The 22,098-nt window shown below is 67.0% G+C and carries 19 protein-coding genes; 8 read left to right on the top strand and 11 right to left on the bottom strand.

Translation table 11 applies throughout. The annotated features are described in order from the left end of the window. Nucleotides 1-85 precede the first annotated feature (85 nt). Complete coding sequence (locus OH799_RS27620) at nt 86-2,353, top strand: LCP family protein (RefSeq protein WP_406269856.1); 2,268 nt, start codon at nt 86-88, stop codon at nt 2,351-2,353. Nucleotides 2,354-2,587: 234 nt separating this feature from the next. Next, a complete protein-coding gene (gene phoU, locus OH799_RS27615; RefSeq protein WP_406269853.1) occupies nt 2,588-3,250 on the top strand; it encodes a phosphate signaling complex protein PhoU in 663 nt (220 codons plus the stop codon). Between the two features lie 196 nt (nt 3,251-3,446). Here phoU and pstB read toward each other — a convergent pair whose 3' ends face one another. From pstB to OH799_RS27585, 6 genes are all read right to left on the bottom strand, one after another. Next, nucleotides 3,447-4,223, bottom strand: coding sequence for a phosphate ABC transporter ATP-binding protein PstB (gene pstB, locus OH799_RS27610; protein ID WP_406269850.1), 777 nt, complete (start codon nt 4,221-4,223; stop codon nt 3,447-3,449). A gap of 20 nt (nt 4,224-4,243) precedes the next feature. After that, a complete protein-coding gene (pstA, locus tag OH799_RS27605) occupies nt 4,244-5,146 on the bottom strand; it encodes a phosphate ABC transporter permease PstA (RefSeq protein ID WP_406269847.1) in 903 nt (300 codons plus the stop codon). Beyond that, nucleotides 5,146-6,195, bottom strand: a complete 1,050-nt coding sequence (gene pstC, locus OH799_RS27600; protein ID WP_406269844.1) for a phosphate ABC transporter permease subunit PstC — start codon at nt 6,193-6,195, stop codon at nt 5,146-5,148. Before pstC ends, pstA begins: the two co-directional genes overlap by 1 nt. Before the next feature lie 10 nt (nt 6,196-6,205). Beyond that, the gene (gene pstS / locus OH799_RS27595) at nt 6,206-7,318 is read right to left on the bottom strand and encodes a phosphate ABC transporter substrate-binding protein PstS (protein ID WP_406269841.1); all 1,113 of its coding nucleotides are present in this window, start codon (nt 7,316-7,318) and stop codon (nt 6,206-6,208) included. A gap of 239 nt (nt 7,319-7,557) precedes the next feature. After that, nucleotides 7,558-8,478, bottom strand: a complete 921-nt coding sequence (gene mshD / locus OH799_RS27590) for a mycothiol synthase (protein WP_406269838.1) — start codon at nt 8,476-8,478, stop codon at nt 7,558-7,560. A 141-nt stretch (nt 8,479-8,619) separates the two neighbouring features. Continuing rightward, nucleotides 8,620-9,384 carry a winged-helix domain-containing protein gene (locus OH799_RS27585; RefSeq protein WP_406269835.1) on the bottom strand — a complete coding sequence of 255 codons (765 nt, stop codon included), beginning with the start codon at nt 9,382-9,384 and terminating at the stop codon, nt 8,620-8,622. 298 nt (nt 9,385-9,682) lie between these two features. On the opposite strand from OH799_RS27585, the gene OH799_RS27580 reads away from it, so the two are divergent. From OH799_RS27580 to OH799_RS27555, 6 genes are all read left to right on the top strand, one after another. Further along, nucleotides 9,683-10,483, top strand: coding sequence for an LmeA family phospholipid-binding protein (locus OH799_RS27580; RefSeq protein ID WP_406269832.1), 801 nt, complete (start codon nt 9,683-9,685; stop codon nt 10,481-10,483). Then, a complete protein-coding gene (locus OH799_RS27575) occupies nt 10,480-10,929 on the top strand; it encodes a thioredoxin family protein (protein ID WP_406269829.1) in 450 nt (149 codons plus the stop codon). The genes OH799_RS27580 and OH799_RS27575 overlap by 4 nt, the downstream gene beginning before the upstream one ends. A gap of 288 nt (nt 10,930-11,217) precedes the next feature. Further along, a complete protein-coding gene (locus OH799_RS27570) occupies nt 11,218-11,787 on the top strand; it encodes a DUF4395 domain-containing protein (RefSeq protein WP_406269824.1) in 570 nt (189 codons plus the stop codon). A 29-nt stretch (nt 11,788-11,816) separates the two neighbouring features. Beyond that, a complete protein-coding gene (locus OH799_RS27565) occupies nt 11,817-12,650 on the top strand; it encodes a sulfurtransferase (RefSeq protein ID WP_357263064.1) in 834 nt (277 codons plus the stop codon). 5 nt (nt 12,651-12,655) lie between these two features. Further along, nucleotides 12,656-12,961: a DUF1416 domain-containing protein gene (locus tag OH799_RS27560; RefSeq protein WP_406269821.1), complete on the top strand. Its 306-nt coding sequence runs from the start codon at nt 12,656-12,658 to the stop codon at nt 12,959-12,961. Nucleotides 12,962-13,297: 336 nt separating this feature from the next. Then, the gene (locus tag OH799_RS27555) at nt 13,298-14,005 is read left to right on the top strand and encodes an FABP family protein (RefSeq protein ID WP_406269818.1); all 708 of its coding nucleotides are present in this window, start codon (nt 13,298-13,300) and stop codon (nt 14,003-14,005) included. Between the two features lie 306 nt (nt 14,006-14,311). On the opposite strand, the gene cydC is transcribed toward OH799_RS27555, so the two are convergent. From cydC to OH799_RS27530, 5 genes are all read right to left on the bottom strand, one after another. Beyond that, the gene (gene cydC, locus OH799_RS27550) at nt 14,312-16,099 is read right to left on the bottom strand and encodes a thiol reductant ABC exporter subunit CydC (RefSeq protein ID WP_406282661.1); all 1,788 of its coding nucleotides are present in this window, start codon (nt 16,097-16,099) and stop codon (nt 14,312-14,314) included. Between the two features lie 137 nt (nt 16,100-16,236). Continuing rightward, entirely contained in the window at nt 16,237-18,030 is a 1,794-nt protein-coding gene (locus tag OH799_RS27545; RefSeq protein WP_406269814.1) for an ABC transporter ATP-binding protein/permease, read from the bottom strand. Between the two features lie 4 nt (nt 18,031-18,034). After that, entirely contained in the window at nt 18,035-19,066 is a 1,032-nt protein-coding gene (gene cydB / locus OH799_RS27540; protein ID WP_406269811.1) for a cytochrome d ubiquinol oxidase subunit II, read from the bottom strand. Nucleotides 19,067-19,198: 132 nt separating this feature from the next. Beyond that, nucleotides 19,199-20,695, bottom strand: coding sequence for a cytochrome ubiquinol oxidase subunit I (locus OH799_RS27535; RefSeq protein WP_406269808.1), 1,497 nt, complete (start codon nt 20,693-20,695; stop codon nt 19,199-19,201). Between the two features lie 343 nt (nt 20,696-21,038). Continuing rightward, nucleotides 21,039-21,959 carry an aminodeoxychorismate lyase gene (locus OH799_RS27530; protein ID WP_406269805.1) on the bottom strand — a complete coding sequence of 307 codons (921 nt, stop codon included), beginning with the start codon at nt 21,957-21,959 and terminating at the stop codon, nt 21,039-21,041. Nucleotides 21,960-22,098 lie beyond the last annotated feature (139 nt).

The raw sequence follows: 22,098 nt of genomic DNA, 5'->3' as shown, positions 1-22,098 counted from the left end.
GGCGGAATCGTTATCATTGCGGGATCGGTGCTGCCGGTCAACTATGGCCCGAGGCGGAAAGCAAGACGAAAAGCGAGGTTCGTTGGTGGGTGACGATCGGCACGGGCGTTCGCCACGGCCCGGAGGTCGCGCCCCGTGGGAGCGCTATCCCGCGGCGGATTACCCGGAACGAGACGCCGAACAGGCGTCCCGGCGCTCACGACATACCGATGCCGCCCATGACCAGAGTTCCGCGCCGCTCACGGTCCAGGATCTCGTCCAGCGGGTCGACAACGAGCGTGGCGGGCGCAGGGGTCGCCGGGCAGCCGCGCCCCAGGACGCGGGCGCTCCACCAGCACGGGGCCGCCGTACCGAGCCGACACCGCAGGACGCGGGCGCTCCACCAGCACGGGGCCGCCGCACCGAGCCGACACCGCAGGACGCCGGCCCGCCACCGGCACGGGGCCGCCGCACCGAGCCGACACCACGGCAGGCTGCTCCGCCAGGGCCCGCCGAGCCCGGCGCCCGCCGCCCACCGGAACCCGCCAATGGTCGCAGCGCGGCAGGCCCGCGTCGCCCACCCGACGCGCCCGCGCCGCGGCACACCGGCAGTTCGCCGGTGGTCCAGGACATCGCCGGCGAGCACGCCACGCCGACCTCGCGAGCCGGGAGCCGGCGTCCCGCCGAGCGCCCCGAGCCCGGCACCCGGCCCGAGCCGGAACCGGCCGAAGAAGTTACCGACGTCCTCCCACCGCTGACTGAGCCGACGCGTGCCAAACGCAAAGGCTCGGGCTGGCCCACGACGGAATCCAAGGCCGTCAAGCCGAAAGCGGTCGGTGCGCCGTCGCAATCCCGACTGGAAGCCGCCCGGCAACGCCGGAAGACGCGCATGCGGACCGCGGGCCGAGCGGCGGTGGCAGGTGTCTCCGTCCTCGTTCTGCTGGCCACCGGCGGCGGCTGGAGTTACCTGCGTTCCACCGCCAACGGCTTCACCCAGGTTTCCGCGCTCGATGACAACACCGAGGACGTCGTCGACTCGGGCGCGCAACTCGGCGACGAGAACTTCCTGCTCGTCGGTACCGACACCCGTGTGGGCGCCAACGGGCAGCTCGGCGCGGGGTCGACCGACGATGCCGAGGGCTCCCGGGCGGACACCGTCATGCTGGTGAATATCCCCAAGAACCGATCGCGGGTCGTGGTCGTCTCGTTCCCCCGTGACCTCGACGTGAGCCGGCCGCGGTGCAATGGCTGGGACAACGAGAAAATCAATTACACCAACGAGGTCTTCCCTGCGGCCATGGGCGACAAGCTCAACGCCGTCTATGCCCTCGGCGGCCCGAAGTGCCTGTTCAACGTCATTTCCAAGATGACGGGGCTCAGCATCAACCACTTCATCAGCATCGACTTCGCCGGATTCGAGGCGATGGTCGACCAGGTCGGCGGCGTGGACGTGTGCGCCTCCAAGCCAATCGTCGACGGGATTCTCGGCACGGTCCTCGAGAACCCCGGTATGCAGCACATCAGCGGCGAGACCGCGCTCAACTATGTGCGGGCCCGGCATGTCTACGGTGAGGAACGCAGCGACTACGACCGCATCAACCGGCAGCAGCGGTTCCTTGCCTCGCTGCTGCGCGGTGCGCTGTCCAGCAAAGTGTTGTTCGACCCCGGCAAGCTGCGCGGCTTCATCGACGCGTTCACCAAGCACACGTGGGTTGACCAGGTCGATACGAACGACCTGCTGACGCTCGGACGATCACTGCAAAAGGTCGACGCGGGCGCGGTGACCTTCCTGACCATCCCGACCGCAGGCACCACCTCTTACGGCAACGAGATTCCCCGCGAGTCCGATATCAAGGCCATCTTCCGCGCGGTCATCGATGACCAGCCGCTGCCCGGCGAGAAGAAGGTGGCGCCCGCCCCAGGGTCGAGCACGACAGCTCCACCCGCACCGCCGAAGCTGACCGCGGTCGATCCGAGCACGGTGTCGCTGTTGGTCTCGAACGCCTCCGGCGTCGGAGGCGTGGCCAACAAGGCGTCGACGAAGCTGGGTAATCAGGGCTTCCAGATCTACAACACGGGCAATTACTCCAACGGCACCGCGACGACGTCGAAGATCCGGTACGCGGCTGGACACGAGGCGGAGGCTGCGACGGTGGCCAGTGCGATTCCGGGCACGACGTTGGAGCAGGCGTCCGATCTCGGTGGCATCATCGAGGTTGTCTTGGGGACCGACTTCACCGGCACGGTAACGAGCCCGGTTCCGGTAGGCGATCCGATCACCAACGTGCCGGTCAGCTCGACCGCCGGCACGACGCCGGTCAACCTTCCCTCCGACCTCGAGCACGTCAACGCCGCCGAAGACATCTGCAAGTAGGACCGGTCGTCGACATCGCGGACCCTCGATACGCGGGCACCCAGTGCCCCGGGCCGCACGTCCGCCGTGCGATGCGCATCACATGTCGCCGGTCGGTTCGACGCGTAGATGCCAGGATCGCATCTGGGGCCGGTGGGCCTCGCCACATGCGGCAACGCACCGGCGAACACGCGGCACCGGTCATTCATCCGTTGTTGGTGACTTGGTCAGCGCCGGGAACTAGGGTCTGATCTCATGCGTGTCATCTACAACGAGCAAATGGCCGATCTCGCCCACGTGCTGGGCGAGATGGCCGGTCTGGCGGGGTCGGCCATGGACCGGGCAACCCAGTCGCTGCTCCAGGCCGACCTCACCTTGGCGGAGCAGGTGATCAGCGAACACGACCGGATTGCCGACCTGATCCAGGACGCCGAGGAGAAGGCCTTCGCTCTGCTCGCGCTGCAGGCGCCCGTGGCGGGTGATCTGCGGCAGGTCGTGAGCGCGATCCAGATCGTCGGCGACGTGAACCGCATGGGCGCGCTGGCGCTGCACGTGGCGAAGGTCACGCGCAGGCGGCACCCGAACCACGCGCTGCCCGAGGCGGTCAACGGCTACTTCGCCGAAATGGGCCGCATCGCGGTGAACATGGGCGCCGGCGCCAAGGAGGTCCTCGAGACTCGCGACCCCGAGCGCGCCGCCCAGCTGAACGAGGACGACGAGGCGATGGACGACCTGCATCGCCACCTCTTCACGCTGATCATGGACCGGGACTGGAAATACGGCGTCGCCGCCGCCGTCGATATCACGCTGCTCGGCCGCTACTACGAGCGCTTCGCCGACCACGCCGTCGAAATCGGCCGCCGCGTCATCTTCCTGGTCACCGGAGTCCTCCCTCCGGATCCTGATACCGAGGCGTGAGAAGACCTATTGCCACGTCCGCGACGACGGGGTCGTTTCCAGCGAGCCCGTCTGGCACAAATCCGGTCGGCGGGCTCCCACGGGGAGGTCGTAGGCGGTGTTTCGATCGCACTGCGCCGATGGGAACACGAGAGTTCTGGGCAGTCGATACCGCCCAGAACTCTGTTGTTGCGAGCAAAGTACTCGGTGGTCGAAATCAGCCGAAGCGGCCCGAGATGTAATCCTCCGTGGCCTTCTGCGAAGGGTTGGAGAAGATCTTTTCGGTGTCGTCGATCTCGATCAGCTTGCCCGGCTTGCCCTGCGCCTCGAGGTTGAAGAAGCCGGTCTGGTCACTCACGCGCGCGGCCTGCTGCATGTTATGGGTGACGATGACGATGGTGAATTCTTTCTTCAGCTCGGTGATCAGGTCCTCGATCGCCAGGGTGGAGATCGGGTCCAGCGCCGAGCAGGGCTCGTCCATCAGCAGCACGTCGGGCGACACTGCGATGGCACGCGCGATGCACAGACGCTGCTGCTGGCCGCCGGAGAGGCCGCCGCCCGGCTTGTCCAGGCGGTCCTTCACCTCGTTCCACAGGTTGGCGCCGCGCAGCGAGCGCTCGGCGACCTCGTCGAGTTCCTTCTTGTTGCGCACGCCCTGCAGCTTGAGTCCGGCCACCACGTTGTCCTTGATGGACATGGTGGGGAAGGGGTTCGGCCGCTGGAAAACCATACCGATGGTGCGGCGCACGCCGACCGGGTCGACCTGCGAGCCGTAGATGTCCTCGCCGTCCAGCAGAACCGCGCCCTCGACGCGAGCGTTCGGGGTTACCTCGTGCATGCGGTTGAGCGAACGCAGCACTGTGGACTTGCCACAGCCGGAGGGACCGATGAACGCGGTCACGCTGCGCGGTAGCACGTTCAGCGACACCTCGGACACGGCGTGGAACTTGCCGTAGAAGATGTTCAGATCTTTGACGTCGATCCGCTTGGCCATTTCGGTAATCCGTTCCGCTTCTATCGGTTCCGCGTGAGCAGACGGTTGAGGACCGCCGCCGCCAGGTACAGGAAGGCGATGATGAGAATGAGCGTCAATGCCGCACCCCAGACGCGCTCCCGTCCTGCGGCTTCGGGATTGGCCAGCTCTTGGTAGATCAGCAACGGCAGCGACGCCATATTGCCGTCGAAGATGTTCATATTGATCGACTTGCTGTAGCCGACCAGCACCAGCACCGGAGCCGTCTCACCCATCACCCTGGCGATGGCCAGCAGAATGCCGCTGATCATGCCGGGCAGCGCGGTCGGCACCACGATCCGCAGAATCGTCTTCCACTTGGGAGTACCGAGGGCGTAGGAGGCTTCGCGCAGTTCGTCTGGCACCAGTTTGAGCATTTCCTCGGTACTTCGGACGACCACCGGCAGCATCAACAGCACCAACGCGAGCGAAACCGCCAAGGAGCTCTGTGGGAAGCCGAGCGTCGCGATCCACAGCGCGAAAATGAACAGGGCCGCGACGATCGACGGCACACCGGCCAGGATGTCGACCATGAATGTCGTGGTTCTGGCCAGCAGCCCGCGGCCGTACTCGACCAGATAGATCGCGGCCATGATTCCCAGCGGCACCGCGATCACCGTCGCGACCAGCGACTGCACGATGGTTCCGTAGATCGCGTGGTAGACGCCGCCCGCGAACTGATTGGGCAACACGCCCTTCATCGAGTTCTGCCACCAGTTCGTGCGGACTACCGCGTGGAAACCCTTGGTGACCACCAGGATCAGCACCCAGCCCAGCGGCACCAGCGCGATGGCGAACGACAGCCAGACCAATCCCGTCGCGATGTTGTTGCGCACCCGGCGCGCAACGCTCACCTGCCGGAAGGCCGGGGCCTTGATCGGCCTGTCCAATGTCGACGTGGTCATCACCCGTTCACCCTTCCGCCCGCGGCCAGTCGCGCCAGCGCGTTCACGACGAAGGTCAGCGCGAACAGCACGAAGCCTGCCGCGATATACGCGCCGGTCGGCAGCGGATCGCTGAATTCCGCGGCGGCTGAGGCGATTTTGGACGCGAAGGTGTAACCGCCGTCGAATACGGACCAGTGCCCGGCCTGCGCGGCAGTCTTCAGCACGATCAGAACGGCGATCGTCTCACCGAGCGCTCGACCGAGGCCGAGCATCGCTCCGGCGATCATGCCGCTTCGCCCGTACGGCAGCACGGTCATCCGAACGACTTCCCATTTCGTCGCGCCGAGCGCCTGCGCCGCCTCGATGTGCGCGCGCGGTGTGAGGTTGAAGACCTCACGGCTGACCGACGTGATGATCGGCAGGATCATCACGGCGAGGACGACGCCCGCGGTGAAGATCGTGCCGCCGCTGGCCAGTGGAATATTGCCGTCCGAGAACAGGAACAGCCATCCGAGCTTGTCGTTCAAGAAGTTCTGCGTCGGCTCCAACTGCGGAGCGAGAACCAGAATCCCCCATAGACCGAACACGATCGAAGGAACCGCCGCGAGCAGATCTACGAGCACCGAAAATGGTCGAGCCAGCGTCTTCGGCGCGTAGTGCGTCAAGAACAACGCGATGCCGACACCGATCGGAACAGCCAGCACCAACGCGAAGATCGAACTGAGCACCGTCACCATCAACAGATCCCGGATACCGAACCGCAGGTGGTTGGCGTCCGAGGTGTTGAACTCTGCGCTGGTGAAGAAGTTCGCGTCGTTCGCCAATACCGAAGGCACCGCTCTGATCAACAGGAACAGCGCGATCAGGGCGATGGAGGCGACAATGATCGCTCCTGCCGTCGTCGCCAGCGAACGGAAGATGATCTCCGCACGCTGGCTGTGACGGCGACCGCCCGTGGTGGCCGGTTCGATGCTCGGCTTGTTCGGCATGTGCGCAGTATCTCCGCCCGGCCGCTGGTCGGTCGAGTCCGACGGTCCAGCGGCGGTAACTTCGTCGTGCACGGTCATCGGATTGCTATCAGGAGATGGCGTTGATGGCGGTGGTCAGCTTGGTTTTGAACTGCTCCGGGATCGGGATATACCCGGCCTCGTCCAGACCCTGCTGACCGTTGCTGACCGCGGAGGTGAGGAATGCCTTCACCGCTTTGGTGGTTGCGGCGTCGCTGTACTTGGAGCACACGATCTCGTATGTCGGCATCACGATCGGGTACGCCCCTGCCACCGACGGCTTGTAGAACGAGGAGGTGTCGATCACGAGATCATTGCCCTGACCGGAGATCCGCGCCGACTCGATCGCCTTGCCCGCCGACTCGACGCTCAGCGCCACCGGATCCTTGCTCGCCGACGTGACGATCCGTGCGATCGACAGGTTCTGCGCCTTAGCGAAGGACCACTCGTTGTAGGTAATCGCGTTCTTGGTGCCCTTCACCGCGCCCGAGGTGCCCTCGTTGCCCTTCGAGCCCGCGCCGACACCACCGGCGAATGCCTTGCCGGCGCCCTTGCCCCACGCTCCGTCCGAGGCGGCGTCCAGGTAGAGCTGGAAGTTGTCCGTGGTCCCGGACTCGTCGCTGCGGAAGATCACGGCGATCGGCTCGGACGGCAGCTTGGCGTTCGGGTTCAGCGCCTTGATCTCGGGAGCATCCCAGGTGGTCACAGCGCCGTTGAAGATCTTGGCAGCGGTCGGGCCGTCCAGCACGAGGTCGGTCACGCCGTCGATGTTGTAGGTGATCGCGACCGGGCCGAACACGGTCGGGAGGTTCCAAGCGGGCGACGCGCAGCGATCGGCGGCCTTCTTCGGCTCGTCCTTCTTCGAGCTCAGCGGCGAGTCGGAGCCGCCGAAGTCGGTCTGGCCGCCGAGGAACTCGCTCACACCGGCTCCGGAGCCGCTCGACGTGTAGTTGAGCGTGGCACCGTCGCAGTTCTTCTCGTAGGCGGCGATGAACCGCTCCATCGCGTTCTTCTGCGCCGAGGAGCCACTGGCTTTCAGGGCCTCCTTGCCGCCACACGCGACGTCGACCTTGGCGACGTTGCTCGTGTCGGTCGCGGTGTTGTCGTCGCTGCCACAGGCGGCGAGCGTCATCGCGCCGACGGCAAGCACGCCCACAAGGGCGCTGCTGCGCTCGAGTTTCACTATTCCTCCGGAATGGTGTCCAACTCGCCCGGTCCCTCACCGGCCCGGACGGGTGCTGTGGTGCTGTTCGCGGGAACTTGCGCACCGGGCAGCAGCGTGCTGCCCTCCTTCAACCTAAAGTCACGTGGTTGACAGTTCGACCGACCTGAGTGAACAGAGAGTGAACAGCCCAGCGCTATCGAGGTCGCCAGGTGTGATGTTTGCCCCAGTTTTACTCGACGCCTGCCGCGTGGCGCCCACTATTCACTCTCGGCCACCGCGTAGGCGATATCTACGTGTGCGGGGGCGAATCCGAGGCGAGTGTAGGTCCGCACGGCGGCTGTGTTGTCGGCCTCGGTGTACAGCAACACCTCGGGAAGACCGCGGTCGCGCAAATGGCGCAGGCCGGCCAGCGTGAGCAGACGGCCGAGTCCACGGCCCTGCGCCACTGGATCGATGCCGACCACGTAGACCTCACCGACCGGCGGGTTCTCCTCGTAATGCACTTTGGTCCAATGGAATCCGAGCAGGCGGTCGGGGTCACTCGCGTCGGCGACGAGGAGCAGTCCCTTCGGGTCGAACCAGGACTCCGCCCGGCGAACCTCGATGTCGCGTTCGGTCCATCCCCCTTGTTCGGGATGCCAATGGAAGGCGGCTTCGTTCACCCGCAGTACCTCCGCGTCGTCGGCGGGGCCGGTGTAGGTGCGCAGCACGATGCCGTCCGGCATCACCAGATCTGGTAGCTCAGACGTTGCCAGAGCACGTCGCATCTGCCACAGTTCACGCGTCGTGCGGAGACCGAGCCGGGCCGCCACCGCTGCGGCGGCGGGCCGATCGCCATGCGCCCAGACCCGCGCGCCAGGGCCGCCTTCCGCGAGCGCGGCCGAGACCAGTTCAGTACCGATACCGTGTCCGCGTGCGGGCGGGTCCACGACCACCTCGGCCATCGCCGGATGTTCGCCGTGTGCTGGAACGAGATTGGTGTAGCCGGCGAGCACACCATCGCGCAGCGCGAGCAGATGGCGCGTGCCCGTGGCCTCGGACGAGGTCAGCGAGAGCACCGCCTGTTCCGAGATCGGCGCGACACCATCGGAGGCGGCGGCTCGCTCGACCAGTTCACGAATCGCCCTTGCCGCGTTCGCATCCGGACGTTCGGTCCACTGTGTTGTCACGCCGCTCATCGGACTCCACTCCTCGCGCCATCGAACCCCGTTCGGGGTTCCGCTTCAGGCAACGTCATCGGTGCGGCCCGCATTTCTCCGTCGGCCGAACGACACATGGTTATCACCGGACTACCGGAGATCACGCGGCGACCTGCCGCCTCACTGCAAGGAACCGTTGACCGGGGCGAGCGGCGAGTCGTCGGTGCCCTCGCTGTCGCCCTCCGGAAAGCTGACCGGCTCGCCCTTGGCCGCGGCCCGAGACGGTCGCACAGCCTTGTACCCGACGTTGCGGACCGTGCCGATCAGCGACTCGTACTCGCTGCCGAGCTTGGCGCGCAGCCGCCGCACGTGCACGTCGACCGTGCGGGTGCCGCCGAAGAAGTCGTAGCCCCACACCTCCTGCAGCAACTGCGCGCGAGTGAAAACCCGGCCCGCATGCTGAGCGAGGTACTTCAGCAGCTCGAACTCCTTATATGTGAGATCGAGCGGGCGTCCACGCAGCCTCGCGGTGTAGGTACCCTCGTCGATCACCAGCTCACCGAGGGTGATCTTGCCGGTGGTCTCCGGGCTCGCGACGCCGCCGTTGCGCCCGACCAGCAGCCGTAGCCTGGCGTCGAGTTCGGCGGGCCCGGTGCCGGGCAACAGGATGTCGTCGAGGCCCCAGTCCGCGTTCACCGCGACCAGGCCGCCCTCTGTGACCACCGCGACCACCGGCACAGACGACCCGGTGCTGCCGAGCAGGCGGCACAGGCCGCGAGCCGCGGCCAGATCGGTACGTGCGTCCACCAAGGCGACATCCGCGGAGCCTGCCTCGAGCAGCGACGCCACTTCGGTGGGCACCGGACGGACGTTGTGCGCGAGCAACCCCAGCGACGGCAACACCGACTCGGGGTTGGGGTCGGAGGTAAGCAGGAGCAGCTCCACAGCGCCTCCTCCCATCTCGTAGCTCCGTGGGCTCAGCGACTATGCCGCGTGCCCAAGTCGCTGATCACAGGTAATCGGATGCAAGATTAGCGCGCTAGTGCGAGTGACCTCGCGTTCCGGGTGCTTTACCCGCTCCGGGCGACTCCCGGAAGCTCCACAACGCAACGACAGATATCGTGCGTGCATGGGTAACTCACCGGGTACGGCCGAAACCCAGCCGGATACTCGACCGCCAGCCCACGAGGCAGCTCTCACGGCACCCACGGCCGGCGAGAAACGCGGAGAGGCGGCCTAGCACATGCGCAAGCTGATCATCGGCCTGCTGTGTCTGGCGGGACTCGCGGTCGTCGTCGACTTCGGCACCGCGGCCTATTCGGAGTACCGCGTCTCACGCGCGCTGCGCGACGGCGCCGATCTCACCGCCGACCCCGAGGTGACTATCCACGGCTTCCCATTCGTCGGCCAGGCCTGGGACAGCCGCTACGACAACGTCGAGATCCGGGCGCGGGCCAAGCGCCTGGACATTCCCGGCGAGATCGCGCTGGAGGCGACGCTGACCGGCGTGCGGCTGCCGGTGGGCGAGCTGGTCGACGGCAGTCTGCGTGGAGTTCCGGTCGAGCGGGTGGACAGCAGGCTGCGGGTGGAGCCCACCGAACTCGGCAGGCTGTTCAACATCCCGGACCTACAGGTGCACTCACGTCCCGCGGACAAATCCGACGGAACCGGCGGATCGGGCGGATCCGGCATGACCACCACGGGCGCGCTGGTGCTCACCGGAACCCTGCCCGATACCCCCGGCGCCCAGTTCGGTGGCGAAAAGGTGAGCGTGCAGGCCGATCTGCTGCTCGACGGCGATCAGGTGAAGATCGTGGCGACCGGCTTCTACCGCGGCGCCCCCGGCACCGAGAACACACCGATCGCGCTGATCACCGAGACCGATCGCCCTGCGGTGCTCGCCCGATTCACCCGTACCATCGATACGAAGGAGTTGCCGTTCGGTGTCCGGCCCACCAAAGTGTCCGCCCAGGGCGGGCAGATCGTGGTGGAGGGCAAGGGCGTGAACGTCACGATCGACCTCGACCGATTGCAGCGACCATGATCAACATCGCAATTCTGTCAGTAGTGCTGCTCGCCGCACTGGCGGTCGGCGTTCTGCTACGCCGTCGCGAAGGCAGAGTGCGCGCGGCGAACGTCAATGCCAACGAGATGTCCGACTCGACGCGCGCCGAGTTGCTCGCAGACGTCGGCGTGACCGGTTCCGGTCCGGCGGTACTGCATTTCTCCGCCGATTGGTGCGGCCCGTGCTCCGCTGTTCGCCGGGTGGTTGCCAATGTCACAGAGCAGCTGGCGCGATCGCCGCAGCCGCCGCTGGATATCGAAGTGGACGTCGATGCGGAACCGGCGCTGGCGCGCGAACTGAACGTCCTCTCCCTGCCCACCACTTTCGTCTTCGACAGCGCAGGGCGGGAGCGGTTCCGGATCTCCGGCGTGCCGAAGGCCATGGATCTGCACTCCGCATTGGAGCCGCTCACCGTGGCCGCCTGAGCTGCGATGACAAGCCCCCCTGACGGCTATGACCCACCCCCGGTCCAATTCTCCTGCCGAATTGGGTAAACTGCTCTCGTGCTTTCCAACCACGAGCTGATGCTCACCCGACGCCGCACAGTGGATCTGTGTCGGCTCGGTGGTTGTTGCTGCCTGTGCCGCTGATCGGTCGGCTTCCCCGGATTTCCTGACGCCGACCTCTGTCTGCCGCGCGAGTGATCTCGTAGATCCCCCGGCGGACTGGCGACTTTCCAGTCATTCGACATTTTCAGCGCAGGAGTACGCACAATGTCCACCGATACCAGTAGCACTTCCCAAAATCTCGCCGATCGCGCCGCACAAGTCGATGTCCGCGGTCCCCGGTTCACCGCCTGGGTCACCACCGTCGTCCTGGTTCTCGTCCTCCTCGCCGCCGCGTTCTCCCCAGCCGCCGCGGCGGTACTGATCGCCCTGCAGGCGATCGTCTTCGTGGTCGGCGCCGCCTTCGGTCCGCGCCGCCACCCGTACGGCCGGATCTACGCCACATTGGTCGCGCCGCGTCTTGCTCCCACCAGCGAGACCGAGCCCGTGGCCCCTCTGCGGTTCGCACAACTGCTCGGCTTCGTCTTCGCGGCCGTCAGCCTGCTGGGCTTCGCGCTCGGCTCCACAATCGTCGGCGCGATATTCGCCGGCTTCGCCCTGTTCGCGGCGTTCCTGAACGCGGCGTTCGGGATCTGCCTGGGTTGCCAGATCTATCCGCTGGTCGCCCGCCTCCGCCGGACTGGTCCGGCTGGCGGTCCTCGCGAGCCCTTCGTGGCTACGCGAGCTGCCGCCTCCGCGCCTGACGCGCACACCGCCGGGTCCCCGGCATCGAACTGACCCTGCACGTCATCTCAGAAAGGAACACAATGGCTCGCTCCGATGTCCTGGTCTCCGTTGACTGGGCCGAAGAGAACCTCAACGCCCCCGGCGTCGTCTTCGTCGAGGTCGACGAGGACACCTCCGCCTACGACGGTGGGCACATCGAGGGTGCCGTCCGGCTCGACTGGAAGAAGGACCTGCAGGATCAGGTTCGTCGCGACTTCGTGAACCAGGAGCAGTTCTCCGACCTCCTGTCGGCGCGCGGCATCTCGAACGACGACGAGGTCGTCCTGTACGGCGGTAACAACAACTGGTTCGCCGCGTACGCCTACTGGTACTTCAAGCTGTACGGCCACAACAACGTCAAGCTGCTCGACGGTGGCCGCAAGAAGTGGGAGCTGGACGGCCGTCCGCTGTCGACCGCGGCCGTGGACCGCCCCGCCACCCAGTACAAGGCGTCCGCGCCCGACGTATCGATCCGGGCGTTCCGTGACGAGGTCATCGCGGCCATCGGCAGCAAGAACCTCGTCGACGTCCGTTCGCCGGACGAGTTCTCCGGCAAGATCCTGGCGCCCGCGCACCTTCCGCAGGAGCAGAGCCAGCGTCCCGGCCACATCCCCGGCGCCATCAACGTGCCGTGGAGCAAGGCCGCGAACGAGGACGGCACCTTCAAGTCCGACGCCGAGCTGACCGAGATCTACCAGGAAGCCGGCCTGGACGGCGAGAAGGACACCATCGCGTACTGCCGTATCGGTGAGCGTTCCTCGCACACCTGGTTCGTGCTGCAGGAGCTGCTCGGCCACCAGAATGTCAAGAACTACGACGGGAGCTGGACCGAGTACGGCTCCCTCGTCGGCGCACCGATCGCGTTGGGAGAGTAATCAACATGTGTGCAGCACCTACTCAAGGTCAGGCCATCCCGGCTGGGGTCGACGTGGAGAAGGAGACGGTCATCACCGGCCGTGTCCTGAGCATCGACGGTCAGCCGGTCGGCGGTGCGTTTGTGCGCCTGCTCGACGGCAACGGTGATTTCACCGCCGAGGTCGTCGCCTCGGGCACCGGCGACTTCCGGTTCTTCGCCGCTCCTGGCGTGTGGACCGTCCGGGCGTTGTCCTCCTCGGGCAACGGTTCCGCCGAGGTTCGTCCCGAGGGCGCAGGCATCCACACTGTGGACGTCGCGGTCGCCAAGTAATCGACCGCACGCGAGCACACGGCCCCGGTCTTCCCATAGAGCGCTCGGACGGACGAACGTCCCCGCCGCCGCTCAGAGCGCACGGACGGACGAACATCTCCGCCGCCGCTCAGAGCGCACGGACGGACGAACATCTCCGCCGCCGCTCAGAGCGCACGGACGGACGAACGTCCGACCGCCGCCTATGACGGGAAGCACCGGGGCCGTTTGCGTGTGGCGGCACGGATGTCGTTAGACTCCAAACGTGGTCGTCTTCTTCGAGATTCTGCTGGTGGCTGTGGCCGTACTGATCGGCTGGTTCGGCCTGTACGTCTTCTACCGGCTTTTCACGGAATCATGAGCGAACTCGCGAGCGAAGGTTCCAACCCGGCCGAGCGAGCGAGCGAACAACTGAACGGCAACGCTCCGGCCGACTCCCCTGGTCGCCTCGGCAGCGACCGGGTCGTCGCCGAGGCCGCAGAACGGGCGAAATCGACCGGCGCCCGCAACATTCCGGTCCTACCGGAGCTTCCGCTGCCCGACGACACCGCGAACCTGCGGCTCGGGCCCGACCTGAGTTCCTCGATGCTCGCGCTACTGCCGTTGGTCGGTGTGTGGCGCGGCGAAGGCGAGGGCAACGATCCTGAGCGCGGTGACTACCGGTTCGGCCAGCAGATTGTCGTCTCGCACGACGGCGGCGACTACCTCTGCTGGGAATCCCGTTCCTGGGTTATCGACTCCGACGGCGACTACAGCGGCCCCGACCTACGCGAAAGCGGCTTCTGGCGGGTCGGCATCGACGGCAACGACGAGGTCATCGAGCTGCTACTCACCCACAGCACCGGCATCGTCGAGCTGTTCTACGGTCAGGCCCTTACCCAGTCGTCCTGGGAACTGGCCACCGACGTGGTGATCCGCAGCCAATCGGGCATCGTGGTCGGCGGCGCCAAACGCCTCTACGGCATCGTCGAGGGCGGCGACTTGGCCTACGTCGAAGAACGGGTCGTAGCCGACGGGCCCCTCGAGCCCCACCTCTCGGCCCGCCTTAAGCGGTATATCGGCTGAGTCGTCGCAGGCAGCCGACGGAAAAGCGGTCCGGTGGTGCGTTGCTTGCGGCGCTGCCGACGCCTACCGCCGAGCCCTGAATAGGGAACGACCCCCGAGCCATACCGGTGCGGCGTTACATCGCACAGGTCCGGTCGGACAGACCGGAGCTCGGGGGTCGGGTGACTGCCTGGATTTCGCTCAGCGCTCGCGCGGGCGGAATCCCCCTGCAGCGGTGGCGCTAGCGGACAGCCACCTCACGTGTCCTATGAATAACCATTCTTCGAACCACCTCCTTCCTCGTGTACGAACGAATCTAGCGAGGTGTCAGCGCGTCGGCAACGGAATTTCTCGCTGAGCCGAAACGGGCACGCCCTGAGCCAGAAAATCAGTTGTCACCTGGCCCGACGCGGCGACCCGTAGCACTGTGTCGGCTCGATGATCTTGTGGCAGTTGATGCGTGACGACAACCACGGTCCGGTCCGGTCCGACGAGGCCGCTTTCGGCGTCCAGCAGATCCCGCAGCAGGCAGGCACCGGCTTCGGCCTCGAGATGCTCGGTCGGTTCGTCGAGCAGCAACACTCGGGCCGGCGCGACGAGGGCGCGTGCGAGCAGAATGCGGCGGCGCTGGCCGCCCGAGACGGCGGTCGTTCCCCCGACCAGGTCGGTGTGCACGCCGTCCGGCAGAGTATCCAGCCAGTTGCCGAGACCCACTGCGCGCACGGCGGTTTCGGCCTCCGCGACGGTGAGGTCGCCGCGGGCGACCCGCAGATTCTCCAGGACGGAAGTGCCGAACAGGTGCGCGTCCTCGGCGAAGAAGGTGACACCGGGACGGGGAGTGTCGAACAGTCCCGCCCATGCCATCAGCAAGGTGGTCTTCCCGGCACCGCTCGGGCCGACGACGGCGACCCTGCGCCCCTCCGGCAACTCCACCGCGGCAGGACCGACCGACCGACCGACCACAGCCGCCGCGGCAGGGCCGCAGTCGGGCCGATCGGTCCCCGGCGAGCCGGTGCTCCATGGGCCGCGGGCAGCCGGTTCACCTTCGAAGGGGACCAGGCGATGCAGCGCCGCGCGGGCGGTTGTCAGCGCCTGCGCCGCCGCGGGCAGCGTGCCGACCGCCTCGAAAGCCGAGAGTGGCAGCAAGACGAGCACGACCAGTGCCATCGGGGTCATCGCACCTGCCGTCCCGCCGTGCGGGCCGTAGAGCGTGATACCGATCAGCAGGGCACCGAGGACACTGACGCCGATCGAGAGTGGCGTGGCCGCTGCCGACCACGCGCCGCGCGAGGCCGCGGTGTCTTCCGCGGCGACAGCCCGGCGCGACGCGTCCGCGGCGGCGCCCATGGCAGCGTCCAGGCGCCCGGCAACACGCAGCTCGGGCGCGTGGTCGAGGACCGTGAGGGCCTGCGCGGTGAACTCGGCACGGTCCGCGCGCACGGCACGTTCTGCCGCGCCGGCCGCTCTGGCCGACAGCCACGGTGCGACGACGCCCGACAGCGCAAGCGCCCCGGCCAGTATCACGGCCGCACCCACCGAGATGGTCGCCAGCAGGCCCACTGCCGCGACGGCAAGCACGACGGCAACCGCGACGGGCACGAACGCACGCACCACGACCGCGCCGAGATCGTCGATATCGCTGCCGATCCGCACGAGGAGATCCCCCCTGCGTGGCGGAGTGGGACCACTACTGCTCGACCGCTCCGCTACCGCACCGCCGGCCACATCGTTCACTGCGGCCCGGCCGGCACTCGCATCAACAGACACACCCGATCGCAGTCGCTCGGAGTCGCTGCCGGAAATCCCCGGCCTGCGCAGCCAGAAGTCGGAACGGGCCAGCGTGCGGTAGACCGTTGTACGCGCCGTTGTCATGGCCCGCAGCGCGACATCGTGGGTGGTGAGGCGTTCGAGGTAGCGGCACAGGCCGCGGGAGATGCCGAGCGCGCGCACCGTGACGACAGCAATGCTCAGATCGAGCACCGGCGGCATCTGCCAGGCGCGGGCGATGAGCCAGGCGGCCAGTGCCGCGAGACCGAGGCCGCTGCCCAGCGCGAGCACACCCCATGCGATCGCCACCGTGACCCGCCAGGGAGGCAGCTCCAGCAGCGCCCACATTCGGCGCAGGTCGCCGAGCAGGGTGCTGCCCGCACCGCGCGGAGCGGTCCGCGCCGTGCCCGTCGCCGCACGCCTGCTTTCCGGCCCGCGCCGGCCTCGATGTGTGTCGCGAAAGAAATCTCGTGTAAACGGCGCGTTCATCGAGCCACCGCCGCTCCGTGATCGGCACGCACCTGGACGACGTAGTCGGCCGCGGCGAACACCATGGGGTGATGTCCGATGACGACCACCGTCGCGCCCGCTCGCGCCCGCTCCCGCAGCGCCGCGAGCACGGTCGAAGCGCTCACGGCGTCCAGGTGCGCGGTCGGCTCGTCGAGCAGCAGGATCGGGCGGTCCGCGGCGAGCGCCCTGGTCAGCGCGAGACGTTGGCGCTGACCGAGCGACAGACCCACGCCGCCGGGACCGACCACGGTGTCCCAGCGGTCGGGCAGATCATCGAGCACGGCATCGAAACCGGTAGCGGCACAGGCCGCTTCGAGGTCGTCGAGAACGCGGGCCGGCCCGCGGGTGGAGGGACGCACCGCTCGTGCGCCGAGCAGCTCGAGGTTGTTCCGCAGGGTTCCCGGTACCAGCACCGGTCGCTGCGGAAGCCACGCCACGCGCGCCCACCAGCGGTCCGGGTCGAGGTCGCGTACGTCGACGCCGTCGCAGGTCACCGAGCCACGCTCCGGTGCGAGGAGACCGAGGATCGCCTGCACCGCCGACGATTTCCCGCTGCCGTTGGGGCCGGTCAGCACGGTGACCGCGCCAGGCCGCAAAACAGCCGACAGCCCCGCGGGAGCGGCCCCGTCGCGCGCCCGGAGCGACAGGTCCCGCAGCTCGATCGATCCGGCTGCCCAATCGTCCGGTGCGAAACCACCGGACGTATCCGACGCGTCGGGTGCCGACTCGAGGACGGCGAATGCCTTGTCCGCGGCCGCCATTCCGTCCTGTGCGGCATGGAAACGCTCGCCGACCATCCGAAGCGGCAGATACACCTCCGGGGCCAGCACGAGTACGACCAGGCCCGCGTACAAACTCATCTCGCCGGACACGAGACGCAGCCCGATGGAGACCGCGATCAGCGCCACGCTCAGGGTCGCGAGCATCTCCAGCACCATCGAAGACAGGAAGGCGACGCGCAGGGCACGCATAGTGCGCTGCCGCAGCGCCTCGCCGAGATCCCGCACGCGATACCGCATGGTGCCCGCACCGCTCTCCGGCGAACTCGAACCGTCGCCACGATGCCGAACTTGCCAGGAAGGCTCTGCTGAAAAGGATTCCGCGTTGGTGATCTCGCGGCCGAGCGCCCGCAGCGTCGGCATGCCCGCGAACAGATCGAGCAATTGATCCGAAAGCCGGGTCGTCGCCGTGAGCGTGGCCTCGGCCCTACCCTGCGTCAGCAACCCGATGAGGATCATGAACACCGGGATCAGCGGCAGCGTGAGCACCACGATCACGCCGGAGGTCAGGTCGTGCAGCGCGATGACGGCCAGCACGATCGGCGGGACGAGGACCGCGAGCAGGAGGGCGGGCAGATAGCCGACCAGGTAGCCGCGCAGTCCGGACAGCCCGGTGCCGACGACTACCGCCAATTCCGTACGGCGAGTATCGAGTTCGCGCGGAGTCAACCGCGCGCCGGCGGCGAGTACCGCGGTTTCCAGCTCCGCCACCACGCTCGCGCCCGCCCGGTGCGCCAGCCTGGACTGGATCCACGTGGCGAGCACCCGGCCCACGATCGCAAGCGCGAGCACGGCCAGCTCGAGCGTCCACGCGCTCAGGGTGCGGCGGCCGGGGTCGGTGACAACTCCCGCGAGGACCCGTCCGAGCATGACCGCCGCGACCGCGATCGAACCGGTGATCACCAGCGACAGCGCGATGCTCAGCATCAGGTAGCGGCGGGCCGAGCGGGCGTACCGCCACAGGCGCGGATCGATCGGAGGACGGGCCATGGCGTCAGTCCTTCACGGGTCCCAGCGGAAGGCCGACCGGAGCGGGGATCTGCTCGACTGTGATCCGCTTCCGGAACACCCAGTACGTCCAGCCCTGGTAGACCAGCACAACCGGGGTAACGAGCACCGCCGCCCAACTCATCACCTTCAGGGTGTAGGGCGTCGAAGAGGCGTTGTGGATGGTCAGGTCGAACGCTGAATCGAGGCTCGAGGGAAGCACATTCGGGAACAGCGCCCCGAACAGCAGCGCGGTGGCGGCCGCCACGGTCACCGTGGTCCCGGTGAATGCCCACCCGTCGCGGTGGCCGAGATCGGCCGCCACCGCGGTAGCGAGCCCGAGCACGGCCAGCGCCAAAGGAATCCAGGTCCATTCGGTGCCGTAGGCAAGCTGTGTCCACAGCCCGAACGCGCCGACCGCGACCGTGGCAGGCACCAGCAGTAGCCGGGCCGTGCGCCGCGCGTCGTCACGCACTTCCCCATCGGTCTTGAGCACCAGGAACATCGCGCCGTGCAGCGCGAACAGCAACCCCGTGACCAACCCGCCGAGCAAGGCATACGGCCCGAACAGATCCCACACCGTGCCCGCGAACTGCTTCTTCTCGTTCAGCGGAACCCCGTGCACCACATTGGCGAACACCCAGCCCCAAGCGATGGCCGGTATCCAAGAACCGATGCCGATGCCGATGTCGCAGCGGGCACGCCAGCGTGGATCGTTGATCTTGCCGCGGTATTCGATGGCGCAGATGCGCAGGATCAGCGCGACGAGCAGCAGCAGCAGCGCGAGGTAGAAGCCGGAGAACAAGCTGGCGTACCACTCCGGGAAGGCGGCGAACATCGCGCCGGCCGCAGTCAGCAGCCAGACCTCGTTGGCGTCCCACACGGGCCCGATCGTGTTGAGCACCACGCGCCGACGCGCGTCGGATCCCTTGCCGAGCGCCGGCATGAGCATGCCGACGCCGAAGTCGAATCCCTCCAGTACGAAGTAGCCGGTGAACAGCACGCCGATCAGCACGAACCAGAACTCTTGCAAACTCATCGCCGGCTCCTGAATTGCCTCGAACAAACTTGTCGGTGGTCTGGTGGAAGTGAGCTCGACGAAGCAGGGACCTCGGCCCGACAACGGCACGGGACACCCGCGAAGGAGGGTGCCGAACAAGTTCGGCACGCTTCAGTAGGCGAACGAAAGCTGCTCAACGTCGTCGACACGGGAGCGGCCTCCTTCCTGCGTGTCGTCGTCCGGTTCGCCAGCACTGGGCCGGATAGCCGTGGGCGCTTCGGGTCCTGCGATCACGTACCGGCGCATCAGGTAGAACCACACCGCCGCCAGCGCGCCGTACACCAGCGTGAAGGTGATCAGCGAGAAGAGCACGACGCCGGGTGAATGGTTCGAGACCCCCTGCTGGACAGTGAGTCGCAGGTTCGGATCACCGGTCGGATTCGGCACGACAACCCAGGGCTGGCGGCCCATCTCGGTGAACACCCAGCCGGCGCTGTTGGCCAGGAACGGCGTCGGGATGACGAGCAGACTCAGCCAGGAGAACCAGCGCTGGTCCGGCACCCTGCCGCGGCGCGTGAGCCAGAGTCCGGCAAGCGCGAGCAGCGCCGCGCCCGCCGACAGGCCGATCATGGCGCGGAAGGACCAGTAGGTGACGAACAGGTTCGGCCGGTAGTCGCCGACACCGAACCGCTCGTTGTAGGTTTTCTGCAGGTCGACGACGCCGTCCAGCGTCACGCCGGTGAACTCGCCCTCGGCCAGCCACGGCAGCACGTACGGCACTTCGAGCACATGCGTGACGCTGTCGCAGTTGTTGTGCGTACCAACGGTGAGAACCGAGAAGTCGGGGTCGGTCGCGGTGTGGCACAACGACTCCGCCGAGGCCATCTTCATCGGCTGCTGCTCGAACATCAGCTTGCCCTGGACATCGCCGGTGTAGACCAGCGCGGCCAGCGACACCAGCATCACCCAGATGCCCGCCCGCGCCGCGGGTCGCCACATCGTGCGCGCCTCGGCCTGCTTCGCGTCGTCGCCGCCGCGCGCGTTGCGCACCATCCACCAGCCCGCGATGCCGGCGACAAAAGTGCCTGCGGTGAGGAAGGATCCGGCGACGACGTGCGGGAAGGCCGCCAACGTCGTGTTATTGGTGAGCACCGCGACGATGCTGTCGAGTTCCGCGCGTCCGGTCGCCGGGTTGTACCTGGCGCCGACCGGATGCTGCATGAACGAGTTGGCGGCGACGATGAAGTACGCCGAGGCGTTCACACCGATCGCGACCATCCACATCGCGCCGAGGTGGACAAGTTTCGGCAATCGGGTCCAGCCGAAGATCCACAGTCCGAGGAAGGTGGACTCCATGAAGAAGGCGACCAGGCCCTCCAGCGCGAGCGGGGCGCCGAACACGTCACCGACGAAACGAGAGTATTCACTCCAGTTCATCCCGAACTGGAATTCCTGCACGATCCCGGTCGCGACACCGAGCGCGAAGTTGATCAGGAACAGCTTGCCGAAGAACTTGGTCAACCGCAGCCAGTGCTCCTTACCGGTGATCACCCACGCCGTCTGCATGGCGGCCACCAGCGGCGCGAGCCCGATGGTCAGCGGCACCAGGAGGAAGTGATAGACGGTGGTGATGCCGAACTGCCATCGGGAGATGTCCAAGGCGTTCAAGCCGGCCTCCTGCATATCTACGACGTGACGTAGTAAGACTACGCCGGAGACAGCCGAGAACAATGAGTCCTAGACCACGCCACACCGGAACCTGTGCCAGATTTCGCCGTATTGCCGTGCTCGCCGCCAACCGCGCCCGTCCGAGTAGGACGTAGATCACGAAGCGGCGGGGATCAGCGAGGTGGCACCGCCGTCGGTTTCGCTGACGCGACAATTGATCTCGCCCGCACATGGGTAACTCGTCGGGTACGCCCAGTACTCGAGCGGCACCCAACGCAGGACCTGAACGCGAATCCCGCGTTCCCCGACTAGTACGGCCTGAAGACCCGGAGAGGCGGAACAGTCACCAGTCGCCGATCGCTCCTGCTCGCTCGATACCGCGATTCACCAGCTCGATGATCTCCGCGGCGTTGTCCGGCGCGGACATCCGCAGTCCGTCCAGCGAGTTCACCCGCGCCGCGAGCGAGATGCTGGACAGCATCCAGACGCTGTCGCAGGTGAGCAGATCGGCCGTGAAAAGCGAGTGGTAGCGGCATTCCCAGCCCGCCTTCTCGGCCTCCACGAACAGGGAACGCTGGGTGACCCCGGGGAGCACGCCGTTCTTCGCGGGCGGTGTGATCAGTTGCTTGTCGCGCGCGATCACCACAGTGGACCGCGGGCCCTCCAGCACCCGGTTCTCGGTGCTTGTGAAGATCACGTCGTCCGCGCCCATCCGCGCGGCGAACCGCAGGGCCGCCATGTTGCTTGCGTAGGACAGCGTCTTGGCGCCGAGCAGCTGCCACGGTGCCGCCTGGGCAAGGTCGATCGAGATGCCACGGGACAGTGTCACCACGGAAACGCCTTCGGTGCGGGCCTTCTCTACCCGATCGGGCACCGGAAGCACCAGCACGAAAGCCGTGGGCACCGGAACCGCGGCGGCGAGATCACCGGTCTTCACCTTGTCCGGCGCGCCGGACAGGGCGGAGTCGCGACCGCGGGTGAGCACCAGCCGCATCAGCCCCTCGCGCTCGCTGCCCCATTCCTTCACGGCGGTCTCGATCGCCTCCCGCCATTTCCCCAGCTCCGGCTCGGGCAGATCCAACGCCTGTGCGGAGCGACGCAGCCTACCTAGATGAAATTCGATCGCGCACGCGTTACCAGCACGCAGCAGCACGGTTTCGAAGACACCGTCGCCGCGCAATACGCCGATATCGTCCGCAAATAACAACGGCGCGTCCGAATCTCGGACCACGCCATCGAGTGTTACAAGAACTCGATCCACCATGGGGAGAGCGTAGGCGGTGCGAGCGAACCATGCCCGTCGCATGGCCGACTTCGCAGCACCTTTTATCGAGGTTCACCGCGCGGCCGCGTGGAATGCTCGCCCGATGCCGACCCGCTATGTCGGAAAACCAGGTCGACAG

Origin of the sequence: Nocardia sp. NBC_00881 (genome assembly GCF_045207455.1) — a bacterium.
GTDB lineage: Bacteria > Actinomycetota > Actinomycetes > Mycobacteriales > Mycobacteriaceae > Nocardia.
This window is presented reverse-complemented; position numbering and strand designations above follow the sequence as displayed.

Bases quoted from the DNA above. Each gene is read 5' to 3' on its own strand.
- phoU (WP_406269853.1), top strand. From the start codon at position 2,588: ATGCGTGTCATCTACAACGAGCAAATGGCCGATCTCGCCCACGTGCTG.
- pstB (WP_406269850.1), bottom strand. From the start codon at position 4,223: ATGGCCAAGCGGATCGACGTCAAAGATCTGAACATCTTCTACGGCAAG.
- pstA (WP_406269847.1), bottom strand. From the start codon at position 5,146: ATGACCACGTCGACATTGGACAGGCCGATCAAGGCCCCGGCCTTCCGG.
- pstC (WP_406269844.1), bottom strand. From the start codon at position 6,195: ATGACCGTGCACGACGAAGTTACCGCCGCTGGACCGTCGGACTCGACC.
- mshD (WP_406269838.1), bottom strand. From the start codon at position 8,478: ATGAGCGGCGTGACAACACAGTGGACCGAACGTCCGGATGCGAACGCG.
- OH799_RS27580 (WP_406269832.1), top strand. From the start codon at position 9,683: ATGCGCAAGCTGATCATCGGCCTGCTGTGTCTGGCGGGACTCGCGGTC.
- OH799_RS27575 (WP_406269829.1), top strand. From the start codon at position 10,480: ATGATCAACATCGCAATTCTGTCAGTAGTGCTGCTCGCCGCACTGGCG.
- OH799_RS27570 (WP_406269824.1), top strand. From the start codon at position 11,218: ATGTCCACCGATACCAGTAGCACTTCCCAAAATCTCGCCGATCGCGCC.
- OH799_RS27565 (WP_357263064.1), top strand. From the start codon at position 11,817: ATGGCTCGCTCCGATGTCCTGGTCTCCGTTGACTGGGCCGAAGAGAAC.
- OH799_RS27560 (WP_406269821.1), top strand. From the start codon at position 12,656: ATGTGTGCAGCACCTACTCAAGGTCAGGCCATCCCGGCTGGGGTCGAC.
- OH799_RS27555 (WP_406269818.1), top strand. From the start codon at position 13,298: ATGAGCGAACTCGCGAGCGAAGGTTCCAACCCGGCCGAGCGAGCGAGC.
- cydC (WP_406282661.1), bottom strand. From the start codon at position 16,099: ATGTGGGCGCTGCTGGAGCTGCCTCCCTGGCGGGTCACGGTGGCGATC.
- OH799_RS27545 (WP_406269814.1), bottom strand. From the start codon at position 18,030: ATGGCCCGTCCTCCGATCGATCCGCGCCTGTGGCGGTACGCCCGCTCG.
- cydB (WP_406269811.1), bottom strand. From the start codon at position 19,066: ATGAGTTTGCAAGAGTTCTGGTTCGTGCTGATCGGCGTGCTGTTCACC.
- OH799_RS27530 (WP_406269805.1), bottom strand. From the start codon at position 21,959: ATGGTGGATCGAGTTCTTGTAACACTCGATGGCGTGGTCCGAGATTCG.